The following is a 14,193-nucleotide window of genomic DNA, read 5'->3' on the forward strand; positions in this document are numbered from 1 at the left end:
GGGCATGCCGCGCAGCGTCTACTCGTGGCTCACCGCCGTCTTCTTCCTCCTGGGCGGCGTGGGAATCATGCAGATCGGGTTCCCGAGAGCCGGCTCCGACGACCCGATCCTGTGCCACGACGAGGTGATGGGTCCGGGCGACGTGTGCATGACCATGTCCAGCGGCTCCAGTTCCTCGCACAGCTACGAGGAGCTGCACGCCGAGAAGCTGGCCGGACACGGCTGGGAGCTGGCCCCGGTGATCGTCGGCGGCCTGATGCTGCTGGCCGGCGTGTGCATGGTGCTGACAATGGTCTTCGACCGCCGCTCTTAGGCCTTGAGTCGCAGGTGCACGACGAAGTCGTGCAGGTCGGGTTCGGCCGAGGGCTGCTCGGGCAGGGTGGACTTCTCCTGGGCGGTGATCAGCTCGGCCAGCCAGCGTTCGTAGGTCTGCCACAGCAGGTCCGGGGACGGGCCGTCGGCCAGCGGCAGGTGTTCGCCGCCGGCCTTGACGGCGATGAGGTCGGGCAGGAACGACGGCCCGCGGTGCTCGGCGACGAGGGTGCCCAGGTTGGCCTCGATCACGCCGCTGCGCATGAGGTGGATGCCGGTGAGCAGGGCCCGGAAGGTGTAGAGCAGCGGCTTGAGCTCGTTGGTGCGGCCGAACAGCTGCCACTGGGTGCGGGCGAAGCCCCGGTAGTGGTGGGCGTGCCGCCGGGTGACGCAGCCGGGGGCGAGGCCGGCCAGCTCGGCGTGAGCATCCGAAGTGGACACGACCAGCGGCGACAGCAGCTGCTCCAGCACATAACCGTTGGGGCGCAACAGAAGTCGGGCGAACTTCAGCAGGTCATGGGTGACCAGGTCGAGCTCGACGCCATCCCGTTGCCACATCCGCTCCAGGGTCTCCGGGCCGTGCCGTAGGCCCACCACCTCATCGGTGGGCAGCAGGTGCACGCCCCGCAGGTCGACGTCGGAGTCGGCGGAGGGAAACCCGTACAGGTGCGCGCCGGACACGGTCGCGAACAGCAGCCGGTACGGCTGTTCGGCGACGACCTCGCGCAGCCCGGGGACGTCCACGGCGGTCACAGTTCCTCCAAGGCGGATCTCCGGCGCACCGACACCAGCCAGTCCTCGACGGCTCTGGTGTCGGGCACTGCGGGCAGCGGGGAGCGGAGCACGGCCCGCGCGGTGCGGTCGCGCAGATCCTCCACCCACTTCTCGACGTCCTGCCAGGGCACATCGCCCTCACGCACGGCCAGCAGCTGCGACCGGTGCTCGCCGACCCGCAGCACGAGTTCCCCGGTGGTCAGCAGCCGGTCGCACTGGGTCAGCATCCGGATCACGTGCATGACCTGCTTCCACCGGGGCGTGCCGCCGCCGGCCATCGCGGCGGCGGCCCGCGCGAACTGCTGCGCGGTGGCCCGGCGGTAGCTGTCGGCGGCCCGCTGGGACAGCAGCGCCGGCAGCAGCGCCCGCAACTCATCACCCAGCGGCGTGCACGTCTCGACCAGATCGGAGGCGAGCACCTCCAGCACGGTGGGATTCGCCTTGAGCCCCAACGCGAGGAAGTGCTCGACCTCCCAGCTCAGCCGCTCCTGCTCCGGACCGTCGACCGAGGTCGGCGGTTTCTCGAAGGTCCAGAACAGCCGGGTCGGCGGCACGTATACGCCCCGACGGTCCACATCGGACTCGTCGGTGTCCAGCCCGTACGCGTGCGAGCCGACGACCACGGACAACACGGTGTGCTCGATCATCTACAGCCTCGGATCCACGGGCTCGGACTCCAGTGCCAGCACGGCGAACACACATTCGTGCACCCGCCACAGCGGCTCGCCGCGGGCCAGCCGCTCCAACCCCTCGATGCCCAGCGCGTACTCCCTCGCCGCGAGCGACCGCTTGGCCGTCAGGCCCCGCTGCCGCAGCCGGTCGATGTTGCCCGGCTCGGTGTAGTCGGGCCCGTAGATGATCCGCAGGTACTCCCGCCCGCGCACCTTCAGCCCCGGCTGCACCAGCCCGCGCCGCCCTCGCGTGAGGTTGGCCAGCGGCTTGACGACCATGCCCTCGCCGCCGGCCGCGGTCAGTTCGTCCCACCACCGGACGCCGGCCTTCACCGAGTCCGGATCGGTCGTGTCCACGGTGAGATTGGCCGTGGTGGCGAACAGTTCCGGGTCGGCGGCCGACAGCTGCTCGGCGATCGACAGGTGCCAGGAGTGCGGCCGGTCGTGGTAGGTGGCGCCCTCCGACGCGAGCAGTTGGAACGGGGCGATCCGAACCCCGTCCAACCCCTTGGTCGGCCAGCAGTACCGCTCGTACGCCTCGCGGTAGGCGACAACGTTGGCCGCGCGGGATTCCGTGCGGGCCAACAATTCCGTCACGTCCACGCCGCGACCCGACGCCTCCCGCAGCGCAGCGACGGCTGCCGGCATGGCGTTGGACGCCGCCGCGCCAACGGCCGCGTACTGCTCGCGGATCAGCGCGCCGGCCTTGGCGTTCCACGGCAGCAGCTCGCAGTCCAGTAGCAGCCACTCACTGTCCACAGTGGACCATAGTGCGGATTTGTCGACGGCGGAACGGATCCGCTCCAGCAACCGTCCGGTCAGCTCCTCGTCGAAGAACGACCGTCCGGTCCTGGTGTGCACCGCGCCGCCATCGCGCGACACGAGAACCACGGCCCGAGAGCCCATGTGCTTCTCCTCGCACAGCACGCGGTCCACGCCGTCGTGCAGGAAGCCCGAGAACGCCTCCTCCGGGTGCTCCAACACCTCCGGCCGCTTCGAGGTCGCCACCGGAGCCATGGTCGGCGGCAGGTACAGCAGCTTCGCCGGCTCGATCGCAAACCGGCTCATCACCTCGATCGCCGCCGCGGCGTTCTCGGCGCGCACGGTCAGCCGCCCATGCGTCCCGGTCTGCACGGTCCGCTTGCCGATCACGTCGGTCAGATCCAGCTCGTCCGGCGGGCGCACCGGAGCCTCCGGGGCCAGCGGCCGTACTGGCTCGTACCAGACCTGCTGCGCCGCAACGGAAACCAGTTCCCGTTCCGGATAGCGCAGCGCCGTCAGCTGGCCGCCGAACACACAGCCGGTGTCCAGGCAGATGGTGTTGTTGACCCATTCCGCCGACGGCACCGGGGTGTGGCCGTACACCACGGTCGCGCTGCCGCGGTAGTCGTTGGCCCACGGGTACCGCACCGGCATCCCGTACTCGTCGGTTTCACCGGTGGTTTCCCCGTACAGCGCGAAACTGCGCACCCGCCCCGACGCGCGCCCCTGGTACCGCTCGGGCAGCCCGGCATGCGCGACGACGAGCTTGCCGCCGTCCAACACGTAGTGCGACACGAGGTCGTAACAGAACTGTTCGGCCTGCTTGCGGAAATCCTCCGACTCCGAGGACAGCTGGGCCAGCGACTCGGCCAGCCCGTGCGTCACCTGCACGTTGCGCCCGCGCAGGGCCCGGACCAGCTTGTTCTCGTGGTTTCCGGCCACACACAAGGCCGTGCCGGCGGCGACCATGTTCATCACCAGCCGCAGCACGCCCGGCGTGTCCGGCCCGCGGTCCACGAGGTCGCCGACGAACACCGCGCGCCGCCCGGCCGGGTGCTGCGCGAAGTCGCCGTCGACGTGATATCCCAGCCGTGTCAACAGTTCCGTCAGCTCCGCACGGCAGCCGTGCACGTCGCCGATGATGTCGAACGGCCCGGTCTCGGTCCGCTTGTCGTTGACCAGCGGCTCGCGGCGGATGGTGGCGGCCTCGACCTCGTCGAGGGTGCGCAGCACGTGGACCCGCCGGAAGCCCTCCTTCTCCAGGAACCGCAGCGATCGGCGCAGATCGTTGCGCTGCCGCCGGATCACGTGCACGCCGAAGTCCCGGTCCGGCCGGGCCTGGTTGCGCTCGAAGCACACCGACTCCGGCAGGTCCAGCACGATTGCCACCGGCAGCACGTCGTGCTCGCGGGCCAGCTTGACCAGCGACGCCCGCCCCTCGCGCTGCACGTTGGTCGCGTCGACCACCGTCAGCCTGCCGTTGTGCAGGCGCTTGCCGGCGATGTAGTGCAGCACGTCGAAGGCGTCGCCGGTGGCCGACTGGTCGTTGTCGTCGTCGGACACCAGGCCCCGGCAGTGATCACTGGAGATCACCTCGGTCGGCCGGAAGTGCTTGCGGGCGAAGGTGGACTTGCCCGAGCCGGACGCGCCGACCAACGCGACCAGCGACAACTGCGGAACCACCAGCTCGCTCACGACCCCTCCTCCCGGGTGAAAACGGCCATCTGCGTCGGCGGGCCCAGCTCGGGGTCCGGTTCTCCGACGGGAAGGTACTGGACGCGGTAACCATGCTGCGCGGCAACGGCTTGCGACCACGCCGCGAACTGCGCCCGGGTCCACTCGAACCGGTGGTCCGGATGGCGGAACGCGCCGGCCGCGAGACCCTCGTATCTCACGTTGTACTCGACGTTCGGCGTGGTCACGATCACCGTTCGCGGCCGCGCCGAGCTGAACACCGACCGCTCCAGCGCCGGCAGCCGGGGCGGATCGAGGTGTTCCACGACCTCCATCAACACCGCCGCGTCGTAGCCGGCCAGCTCGGCGTCCTTGTACGTCAACGCCGACTGCCGCAGCGTGATCCGCCGCAGCTCGCGGTCGCCCAGCCGATCGGCCGCCGTGCGCAGCGCCGCCGCCGACACGTCGACGCCGAGGATCTCCGTGAACTGCTCGTCCTTGACCAGCAGCCGCAGCAACGCCCCCGGCCCACAGCCGAGATCGACCACGCGGCGCGCGCCGGACTGCCGGAGCACGGCCAGCACCGCGCCCCGGCGCAGCTCGGCCAGCGATTCCTTCCGCTCCCAGGTCTGCGGTTCGTCCATCTCGAACTCGTCCACCTCGCCCAGCCGCTCCAGCGCCGATCGGACGTAACCCCGTTGGTGCGCAAGGTATCGCCGGCTGATCAGCTCCCGTTCGGGATGCTCGGCCAGCCAGCCCTCGCCGGCCCGCAGCAGCTTGTCGATCTCGTCGCGCGACACCCAGTAGTGCTTGGCGTCGTCCAACACCGGCAGCAGCACGTACAGATGGTTCAGCGCATCGGCCAGCCGCAGCGTCCCGGTCAGTCTGAGATCGACGTACCGCGAGTCCTCGACCGGCCGGGCGTCCACGGTCCACCCCAGCGGCTCGAACAGCCGCCGCACCAGATCCGCGCCGCCACGCGCCGGAGCCACGGGCAGGTGCACCGCCAGCGGCAGGTGCCGCCCCGGCAGCTCCGGCTTCAGGTCGCAGCGGCCGTTCATGGCCGTGCGGAACACTGACCCGAGCGCCACCGCCAGCATCGAGCTGGCCACGTAGGGCCGGTCGTTGACGTACTGGAACAGGCCCTGGCCTCGGTCCCCGCGCACCAGGGCGATGGGGTCGACCTCCAGCAGCAGCGCCGCCGTGCACTCCGCGTCGGTCGCGCGGGGGTAGAACACGTGCGCGGCGCCCGCGGACACGGGGAACGTCTGCGCCTTGTCCGGGTGCTTGTGCAGAAGGAAGCCCAGGTCAGTGGCCTGCGGCATGGTGGTGGTCAGGGTCAGCAGCACGCGCGACAGTGTCCCGGATGGTCACGGGGGCGCGCATGTGGATTCTCGGGGTGGCAGGCTGGGGCGCATGGCCAACCGCCTCGCCGGCTCCACGAGCCCGTACCTGTTGCAGCACGCCGACAACCCGGTCGACTGGTGGCCGTGGTCGGAGGAGGCGTTCGCCGAAGCCCGCCGGCGCGGCGTGCCGGTGCTGCTGTCCGTGGGCTACGCGGCCTGCCACTGGTGTCACGTGATGGCGCACGAGTCCTTCGAGGACGCCGAGACCGCGGAGATCATGAACCGCAACTTCGTCAACATCAAGGTGGACCGGGAGGAGCGGCCGGACGTCGACGCGGTCTACATGGCGGCCACGCAGGCCATGACCGGCCAGGGCGGCTGGCCGATGACCTGTTTCCTCACGCCCGCGGCCGAGCCGTTCTACTGCGGCACCTACTCGCCGCCCGAGCCGCGGCCCGGCATCCCGTCGTTCCGGCAGCTGATGGCGGCCGTGGTCGACGCCTGGACCACCCGGGGCGACGAGGTCCGGCAGGCCGCCGGCCAGATCGTGGCCGAGCTCGCCAAGAACGCCAAGCCGCTGCCGGAGTCCACTGTGGACGCCGAGGTGCTGGACGGCGCGGTGGTGTCGCTGCTGGCCGAGTACGACCGCGCGCACGGCGGCTTCGGCCGCGCGCCCAAGTTCCCGCCGTCGATGGCGCTGGAGTTCCTGCTGCGCCACCACGAGCGCACCGGCTCCGTGCAGTCGCTGTCGCTGGCCGAGGGCACCTTCGAGGCGATGGCCCGTGGCGGCATGTACGACCAGCTCGGCGGCGGCTTCGCTCGGTACAGCGTGGACGCCGGCTGGGTCGTGCCGCACTTCGAGAAGATGCTGTACGACAACGCTTTGCTGCTGCGAGCCTACGCCCACCATGCCCGCCGCACCGCCTCGCCGCTGGCCGCGCGGATCGCCGTCGAGACCGCCGAGTTCCTGGCCGGGGCCCTGCGTACCGAGGAGGGTGGGTTCGCCGCTGCCCTCGACGCCGACACCGACGGCGTCGAGGGGCTCACCTATGTGTGGACGCCCGCGCTGCTCGCCGACGTGCTCGGTCCGGAAGACGGCGCCTGGGCCGCAAGCGTTTTCGAGGTCACTGAGGAGGGCACCTTCGAGGAGGGCGCCTCCACCTTGCAGTACCTCCGGGACGTCGACGACCTCGAACGGCTGGCGTCCGTGCGGGAACGGCTGCTGGTGGCCCGGTTGGAGCGGCCGCAGCCGGCCCGTGACGACAAGGTCGTGACGGCGTGGAACGGGCTCGCTATCGGCGCGCTGGCCGAAGCCGGCGCCGCGCTCGGGCAACCGGCGTGGATCGCCCTGGCCGCCACCGCCGCGTCGCTGCTCGTTCGCGTGCACCTGGTCGACGGTCGGCTGCGGCGGACCTCCCGTGACGGCGTCGTCGGCACCGCCGCCGGCGTGCTGGAGGACTACGGCTGCCTCGCCGAGGGGCTGCTGGCCCTGCATCAGGCCACCGGCGCGGCCGAATGGCTGGAGGTCGCCGTCGAGCTGCTGGACACGGCGTTGGAGCGGTTCGCCGACCCCACCGAGGCTGGTGTCTTCCACGACACCGCCGACGACGCCGAGCAGTTGGTGGGTCGTCCCGCTGACGTCAGCGACAACGCCAGCCCCTCCGGCGCGGCCGCCCTTGCCGGGGCGCTGCTGACGGCGTCCGCCCTCGTCGGCTACGACAAGGCGTCGCGCTACCGGGAAGCTGCCGAGGCCGCCGTCACCCGGGCCGGCCTGTTGGTGGCTCGGGCCCCTCGATTCGCCGGGCACTGGCTCACCGTCGCCGAGGCCATGGCCCAGGGGCCCATCCAGGTCGCCATCGCCACTCCCCACGGCGATCCCCGTGGCGAGTCGCTCCGTGACGTCGCCCTCGCCCACGTGCCCGGCGGTGCCGTCGTGCTGGCTGGCGAGCCTGACTCCGTGCCCCTGCTGGCCGACCGCCCCCTCATCTACGACGCCCCCGCCGCCTACGTCTGCCGCGGCTACGTCTGCGACCGCCCCGTCAGCTCCACCGACGAACTCCTGGTCGCCCTAGAACGCCGTTAACCCCCTCCTTAACCCCCTTCAATTTTTTCACATGCGCTTCCCATGTGGCGTCAGATGCCACATGGGAAGCGCATGTGGGGTTCCGCCGCGGGTGAACGCGCCTTGTTGCGGGTGTTGCCGGGCGTACCGTGTAGTGGTGTAAGCATGTAATCAGGGAGGTCACCATGCACGGACGCTTCGCACGGGGCCGCGGCTGGCAGCAGGGCGAGGTGCCGTCGGCCGACGACGCGCCGGGCTGGTTCGCCGGGCGGCTGCCCGACGGCTGGTTCACCGGCGCGCCGGAGATCACCATCGACCGGGACGAGATCGTCGTGGTCGGCGAGCTGCCGGCGCTGGAAGGGGAGTTCGCCGACGACGCGGCCCGGGCGGCCGCCGAGGCCGGCCGGATCAGCCGCTACCGCGAGCAGACCCGCGACGAGCGGATCGAGATCGCCCGCCAGGCCGAGCACCGCTACGGCCGCAAGGTCGCCTGGGGCGCGAAGCTGGGCGGCACCACGGAACTGTTCACCACGCTGTCCTCGCCGGTGATGACCCGGCTGCGCCAGCCCGAGCGGCTGGTGCTGGACACGCTCGTCGACGCGGGCGTGGCCCGGTCCCGCTCCGAGGCCCTGGCCTGGGCGGTGCGACTGGTCGGCGAGCACGCCGACACCTGGCTCACCGAGCTGCGCCAGGCCATGCAGAAGGTCAACGACGTCCGGAGCCAGGGCCCGGATCTGGGCTGAACGCTGCTACCCGTGGGCGGGGCTGATTGTTTTGGGCCTGCTCACGGGTAGAGCGCGAACCAGATCGCCACATAGTGGCAGAGCGCGGCCAGCACCGTCGCCGCGTGGAAGAACTCGTGGTACCCGAACACCTTCGGCCACGGGTCGGGCCACTTGGTGGCGTAGAAGACCGCGCCCGCGGTGTAGAGCGCGCCGCCGGCCAGCAGCAGCACGAACGACGCGATTCCCGCGTGCTGCAACAGTTCCGGGAACACGAAGACCGCGACCCAGCCCAGCGCGATGTAGATGGGCACGCCCAGCCAGCGCGGCGCGTGCGGCCACGCCATCTTCAGCGTCACGCCGAGCAGCGCGCCGCCCCACACCACCGCCAGCACGATGGCCCCGGTGCTGCCCGGCAGCGACAGCACCGCGAACGGCGTGTACGTGCCGGCGATGAAAACGAAGATCATCGAGTGGTCCAGGCGCTTCATCACCGTCCGGGACCGCACGCTCAACCAGTTGTGCCGGTGGTAGAGCGCGCTGATGCCGAACAGTCCGACAATCGTGAGGCTGTACACGAAAGTGGCGAGCGCGGCCGTCCACGACACGGTGGCCGCGGCGACCGACACCAGTGTCGCGCCGGTGGCCAGCGAGGCGTAGAACGACCAGAAGTGCAGCCAGCCACGCATCCGGGGCTTGGCCGGCGCGGGCGGCGTGTGGTCGAGCGTCCCAGCGGTCACGCCCCGAGGTTACGGCACCGTAGGTTGTGCGGTCACCGTGATGTGACCCGCTCGGAGGGCCCGGCGTACCCTCCGATGACGTGGGTCTTCGCAAGCGCCTCAGCCGGATTGTCTACGGCCTCTACGAGATGCGCCTCAACCAACAGATCACCGCGGCCAACCGGCGGCCCCGGCACGTCGGCGTGGTGCTGGACGGAAACCGCCGATGGGCCAAGGAAGCCGGCTTCGAGGACGTCGCCGACGGCCACCGCGCCGGCGCCCGCAAGATCGCCGATCTGCTCCAGTGGTGCCGTGAGGCCGAGGTCGAGGTGGTCACGCTGTGGCTGCTGGCCACCGACAACCTGAAGAAGCGCTCCAGCAACGAGTTGACCGCGCTGCTGCAGATCATCGGCGACGTGGTCGACGAGCTGGCCGAGCCGGAGAATCCCTGGCGGCTGCGCATCGTCGGCGCGCTGGACCTGCTTCCGTCCGACATCGCCAACCGGCTCACCGCGGCCGGGCAGCGCACCGCCAACCGCACCGGCATGGAGGTCAACGTCGCCGTCGGCTACGGCGGCCGGCAGGAGATCGCCGACGCGGTGCGCAAGCTGCTGCTGCAACACGCCGAGGCCGGCACCCCGATCGAGGAACTGGCCGAGGTGCTGGACGTGGACCACATCTCCGAGCACCTCTACACCTCGGGCCAGCCCGACCCGGACCTGCTCATCCGCACCTCCGGCGAGCAGCGGCTGTCCGGCTTCATGCTGTGGCAGTCCGCGCACTCGGAGTTCTGGTTCACCGAGGCGTACTGGCCCGCGTTCCGCCACGTCGACTTCCTGCGCGCGCTGCGCGACTTCGCCTGGCGACACCGCCGCTACGGCTCGTAGGACCACGACAAACGCCGAGGGCGCCAGGACCGCACGGTCCTGGCGCCCTCGGCGTTGCGGCGGGCTGGGATCAGCCGCCGTGGTGGTCGCCGCTGGTGGAGGCGGCCACGCCGTCGACGCAGTCCTTGACGAACGTCGGGTTCAGCGCGTTCACCGCGACGGCCACCGGGCCGCCGGCGATGGTGTTGTTGGTCAGGCACAGCGGCACGTCGACGTTCTCGGCGACGTGGTCGTCGTTGACCAGGTGCAGGTCGTTGACGTTGGCGGTGCCGGACTGGTCCGGACCGTGCATCGGGGACGCGAACGCCGGGGAACCGGCCAGTGCGATGCCGGCAGCGGCGATGGCGACGACGGCAGCCTTCTTCAGCACGTCTGCACACTCCTTCTCGGGGAATTACCGGCGAACCGGCCTTGCTCGGTAGCGAAACCTACTCGCCCTTTTCGGCTCGCACCGTGCGACTAACACCATTGTGTGATCATCTGGCGTGTCGCGGGCCTTAAACGGCCGAAAGCACCGGCGCGCGAAATAGCGCTCCGGTGCTTTCGGATCAGGGCTGAGCCGAGATCAGCCGCCGTGGTGGTCGCCGCTGTGCGAGATCGCGGCGCCGTCCACGCAGTCCTTGACGAAGGTCGGGTTGAGCGCGTTGACCGCGACCGCGACCAGACCGCCGGCGATGGTGTTGTTGGTGGCGCACACCGGGACGTTCACGTTCTCAAGGACGTGCACGTCGTTGAGGGCGTGAATGTCGTTGACGTTGACCACACCGACCTGGTGGGGCGTGTGGTGGTCCATCCAGTGGCCCTCGCCGGGGGTCCCGGCGAACGCGGGCGCGCTGAGGACCATCACGCCGGCCGCGGCAGCGGCGGCGACTACGCCAGCCTTCTTCAGCACTTCCAACACTCTCCTTCGTACCGGGGAATTACCCGCACCGCCGAAACCGGGGGTTCGGGGGCTCGGGGCCGTTCGGAACGAAAACTTACTCGGATCACAGACATGTTGCCCAGCCGCTAACACCATTGTGTGATCGGTTCACCTGCGGAGGTGGCACGATCCGGTGCTCTTATCGGAGCGTGCATTTCTCGGACGGCAGTTTGCTCCGGACGGTGGTAGGTGCCGCCGACCCCGGCCGCCTAGGCTCGCAGTTCTCATGGAACTCCAGGTCGTGCGCGAATATCTGGCACTCGGGCTGCGAATCGACCGGGTGCTGCCGGGCGTGGTCGACGCGTACACCGGGCCGCCCGCGCTGCGGTCCGAGGTCGCCGCCGAGCCCGTCCCCGATCCGGGTGACCTGCGGCTGCGGGCCGCCGAGCTGCGCCGGGCCGTCGCCGACGCCGACCTGAGCGCGCCCCGCCGGGAGTTCCTCACCGCCCAGCTCGTGGCCATGGAGACCACGTGCGCCCGGCTGGCCGGCGCCCCGATCGGCTTCGTCGCCGAGGTCGAGGCGTGTTTCCAGACCACCGTCGAGCTCGGCGACCCCGACGTCTACGCCCAGGCCCACCGGCAGCTCCGCCGGCTGCTGCCCGGAATCGGCTCTCTGCGCCGCAAGGTCGCGCGGTATCGGACGGGTGAGGAGATCCCGAAGGAGCGCATCGCCGACTGCGTGCGGTTGCTGTCCGCCGACCTGAGCGCCCGGACCGCGCGGCGCTTCGGGCTGCCGGCCGGCGAGTCCGTCGAGTACGAGATCGTCGACAACCGGGCGTGGAGCGGCTTCAACAGCTACCTCGGCGACTACCGGTCCCGGGTGTCGCTCAACGTGGCCCAGGGGCATCGAGTGTCCACATTGGCCCATCTCATCGCGCACGAGGCGTATCCGGGGCATCACACCGAGCACTGCCACAAGGAGGCCGGCGCCATCCGGCGGGACGGGCAGTGGGAGCAGAGCATGTTCGTGCTCAACACGCCGCAGTGCCTGATCGCCGAGGGACTGGCCGAACTGGGCGTGCAGGCCGCTGTCGGCGCCCACTGGGGCGGCTGGGCCGCCGAGCTGGTCGCCGCGGCCGGCGTGTCCGTCGACGGCGAGCTGCTCGAGGCCGTCGACCTGGCCACCGCCACGCTCCAGCGGGTGCGCCAGGACGCCATGCTGATGCTGCACGACCGCCGGGCCGACGAGGAGGACGTGGTCGGGTTCCTGTCGCGCTGGCTGCTCGTGCCCGAGTTCCGCGCGTACCGGCTGCTGCCGTTCCTGACCGATCCGCTGTGGCGCTCGTACACCACGACCTATGTGGAGGGCTCGCGGCTGGTCCGCCGCTGGCTCGCCGCCGGCGGGCCGGGGCAGCCGTCCGTCCGGTACTCCCGCCTGGTGGACGAACCCCTCGTGCCGGCCGCGCTTCGCGCAGAGCTGACAGCTACTGCCAGTAGTCGTAGCTGATCACCTGAACGCCGGATCGACGCAGGTCATCCCGTCTTTCATGCTGTTCTGCCGCCATCGCCGGGTCTTTACTCTCTGTGGCAGTTCGATGACGACTGCGTGAATCACCTGTGTGGCAGCCTGCAAACAGGGGTGGGGCGCAGGTAGCTTTCGAAGTGACGGGTCGTGTCCAATGCGAGCCGTCCCGGGAGGCCCTGGTCGTGACGGTGAGCGCGAGGGGGCCGGCACCCGGCCCTCTTGGGGCGTGCGGCTGACGCCGACGGCGTCGGACAAGCGTTCCAGCTGGGTGGTGTGCCTGGCCCATCGAGGGAGCGAACGCGGGTGCCGCGCTCGCGAGGGAGTTGCCGTGACTGCACGACGTCCCGCCAGCCGTTCCTCAGGTTCTGCCCGCGCCGCGAAAGGGCGCACAACCCCCACCTTTGTGCTCGACACCTCGGTGCTGCTGTCCGACCCGTGGGCGCTGACCAGGTTCGCCGAACACTCGGTTGTGCTGCCGCTTGTGGTGATCTCTGAATTGGAGGGCAAGCGTAACCACCCCGAGCTGGGCTGGTTCGCCCGGGAGGCGCTTCGCCTGCTGGACGAGCTCCGCCTGCGGCACGGAAGGCTGGACTCCCCGGTCCCGATCGGCGACCAGGGCGGCACTCTGCACGTCGAGCTCAACCACACCGACCCGGAGGTGCTGCCCGCCGGCTTCCGCACCGACTCCAACGACGCCCGCATCCTGGCCTGCGCGCTGAACCTGAAGGCCGAGGGGCTGCCCGTCACCCTCGTCACCAAGGACATGCCGCTGCGGGTCAAGGCCGGCGCGTGCGGCCTCGACGCCGACGAGTACCGGGCCCAGGACGTCGTGCCCTCCGGGTGGACCGGCATGACCGACCTGGACGTGGAGCAGGAGGTCATCGACACCCTGTTCAAGGAGAACACCATCGAGCCGGCGCTGTTCGACCTGGGCGACGCCGCCGAGCTGCCGTGCCACACCGGCCTTCGGCTGCTCGCCGGCTCCTCCTCCGCGCTGGGCCGGATCACCGCCGACAAGCAGATCCGCCTCGTCCGGGGCGACCGCGAGGCCTTCGGCCTGCACGGCCGGTCCGCCGAGCAGCGCATCGCCCTCGATCTGCTGCTCGACCCCGAGGTCGGCATCGTCTCCCTCGGCGGCCGCGCCGGCACCGGCAAGTCCGCGCTGGCCCTCTGCGCCGGTCTCGAGGCCGTGATGGAACGGCGTCAGCACCGCAAGGTCGTCGTCTTCCGGCCGGTCTACGCCGTCGGTGGGCAGGAGCTCGGCTACCTGCCCGGCTCCGAGACCGAGAAGATGCAGCCGTGGGCCCAGGCCGTGTTCGACACCCTGGGGGCGCTGGCCAGCCAGGACGTGCTCGACGAGGTCATGGACCGGGGCATGCTCGAGGTGCTGCCCCTGACCCACATCCGGGGCCGCTCCCTGCACGACGCCTTCGTCATCGTCGACGAGGCCCAGTCCCTGGAGCGCAACGTCCTGCTCACCGTGCTGTCCCGCCTCGGCGCCAACTCCCGGGTCGTGCTCACCCACGACGTCGCCCAGCGCGACAACCTCCGGGTCGGCCGCCACGACGGCGTCGCCGCCGTCATCGAGAAGCTCAAGGGCCATCCGCTCTTCGCCCACATCACCCTGACCCGCTCGGAACGCTCCCCGATCGCGGCCCTGGTGACCGAGATGCTGGAGGACTACGCCAGCTGAGCCGTTGAACCGCCGGAGGCCCGGGCCGCTCACGCGCCCCGGGCCTCCGGCTCCACACCGTCGGCGCTGCCCCGCTCCCAGGCTTTCGGTGATCTCGGCTTGAACTGCCAGTGGTTACGGCTCCGGGGCGCAGGCTCCAGGCGCCCCAAGCCTCGGTTGGGCCGGCTCCCGGCAACCGGTCCCG

13 protein-coding genes are annotated in these 14,193 nt (G+C 70.6%); 6 read left to right on the top strand and 7 right to left on the bottom strand.

Annotation, left to right across the window (positions count from 1 at the left end):
• Window positions 1-4 precede the first annotated feature (4 nt).
• Window positions 5-313, top strand: a complete 309-nt coding sequence (locus ACIG5F_RS41825; RefSeq protein ID WP_396525758.1) for a hypothetical protein — start codon at window positions 5-7, stop codon at window positions 311-313.
• Here ACIG5F_RS41825 and ACIG5F_RS41830 read toward each other — a convergent pair.
• Genes ACIG5F_RS41830 through ACIG5F_RS41845 form a run of 4 tightly spaced genes read right to left on the bottom strand, consistent with a single transcriptional unit; the run spans window position 310 to window position 5,542 of the window.
• Entirely contained in the window at window positions 310-1,065 is a 756-nt protein-coding gene (locus tag ACIG5F_RS41830; protein WP_396525759.1) for a DNA polymerase beta superfamily protein, read from the bottom strand. The two genes, ACIG5F_RS41825 and ACIG5F_RS41830, sit on opposite strands and share 4 nt — an antisense overlap.
• Window positions 1,062-1,733, bottom strand: coding sequence for a DNA polymerase beta superfamily protein (locus tag ACIG5F_RS41835; protein ID WP_396525760.1), 672 nt, complete (start codon window positions 1,731-1,733; stop codon window positions 1,062-1,064). The genes ACIG5F_RS41830 and ACIG5F_RS41835 overlap by 4 nt, the downstream gene beginning before the upstream one ends.
• Window positions 1,734-4,214, bottom strand: a complete 2,481-nt coding sequence (locus ACIG5F_RS41840; RefSeq protein WP_396525761.1) for a polynucleotide kinase-phosphatase — start codon at window positions 4,212-4,214, stop codon at window positions 1,734-1,736.
• Window positions 4,211-5,542 carry a 3' terminal RNA ribose 2'-O-methyltransferase Hen1 gene (locus ACIG5F_RS41845; protein ID WP_396525762.1) on the bottom strand — a complete coding sequence of 444 codons (1,332 nt, stop codon included), beginning with the start codon at window positions 5,540-5,542 and terminating at the stop codon, window positions 4,211-4,213. Before ACIG5F_RS41845 ends, ACIG5F_RS41840 begins: the two co-directional genes overlap by 4 nt.
• A gap of 67 nt (window positions 5,543-5,609) precedes the next feature.
• On the opposite strand from ACIG5F_RS41845, the gene ACIG5F_RS41850 reads away from it, so the two are divergent.
• On the top strand, window positions 5,610-7,622 hold the full coding sequence (locus ACIG5F_RS41850; RefSeq protein ID WP_396525763.1) for a thioredoxin domain-containing protein: 2,013 nt from the start codon (window positions 5,610-5,612) through the stop codon (window positions 7,620-7,622).
• A gap of 164 nt (window positions 7,623-7,786) precedes the next feature.
• On the top strand, window positions 7,787-8,344 hold the full coding sequence (locus ACIG5F_RS41855) for a hypothetical protein (RefSeq protein WP_396525764.1): 558 nt from the start codon (window positions 7,787-7,789) through the stop codon (window positions 8,342-8,344).
• 41 nt (window positions 8,345-8,385) lie between these two features.
• Here the strand turns inward: ACIG5F_RS41855 and ACIG5F_RS41860 are convergent, their stop codons facing one another.
• A complete protein-coding gene (locus tag ACIG5F_RS41860; RefSeq protein WP_396525765.1) occupies window positions 8,386-9,063 on the bottom strand; it encodes a hemolysin III family protein in 678 nt (225 codons plus the stop codon).
• A gap of 80 nt (window positions 9,064-9,143) precedes the next feature.
• Between ACIG5F_RS41860 and ACIG5F_RS41865 the strand changes: the two genes are divergently transcribed.
• Window positions 9,144-9,929 carry an isoprenyl transferase gene (locus tag ACIG5F_RS41865; RefSeq protein ID WP_396525766.1) on the top strand — a complete coding sequence of 262 codons (786 nt, stop codon included), beginning with the start codon at window positions 9,144-9,146 and terminating at the stop codon, window positions 9,927-9,929.
• Between the two features lie 70 nt (window positions 9,930-9,999).
• Here ACIG5F_RS41865 and ACIG5F_RS41870 read toward each other — a convergent pair whose 3' ends face one another.
• Together ACIG5F_RS41870 and ACIG5F_RS41875 are read right to left on the bottom strand one after the other, a co-directional pair.
• Window positions 10,000-10,299 (bottom strand): hypothetical protein, encoded by a 300-nt coding sequence (locus ACIG5F_RS41870; protein WP_396525767.1) that lies wholly within the window; start codon window positions 10,297-10,299, stop codon window positions 10,000-10,002.
• A gap of 195 nt (window positions 10,300-10,494) precedes the next feature.
• Window positions 10,495-10,821: a hypothetical protein gene (locus tag ACIG5F_RS41875; protein ID WP_396525768.1), complete on the bottom strand. Its 327-nt coding sequence runs from the start codon at window positions 10,819-10,821 to the stop codon at window positions 10,495-10,497.
• Window positions 10,822-11,077: 256 nt separating this feature from the next.
• Between ACIG5F_RS41875 and ACIG5F_RS41880 the strand changes: the two genes are divergently transcribed.
• Both ACIG5F_RS41880 and ACIG5F_RS41885 read left to right on the top strand, forming a co-directional pair.
• A complete protein-coding gene (locus ACIG5F_RS41880; protein WP_396525769.1) occupies window positions 11,078-12,298 on the top strand; it encodes a DUF885 domain-containing protein in 1,221 nt (406 codons plus the stop codon).
• A gap of 421 nt (window positions 12,299-12,719) precedes the next feature.
• Window positions 12,720-14,009 carry a PhoH family protein gene (locus ACIG5F_RS41885; RefSeq protein WP_396525770.1) on the top strand — a complete coding sequence of 430 codons (1,290 nt, stop codon included), beginning with the start codon at window positions 12,720-12,722 and terminating at the stop codon, window positions 14,007-14,009.
• The last annotated feature ends 184 nt before the right edge of the window (window positions 14,010-14,193 follow it).

The organism is Kutzneria sp. NPDC052558 (assembly GCF_044547355.1).
GTDB lineage: Bacteria > Actinomycetota > Actinomycetes > Mycobacteriales > Pseudonocardiaceae > Kutzneria.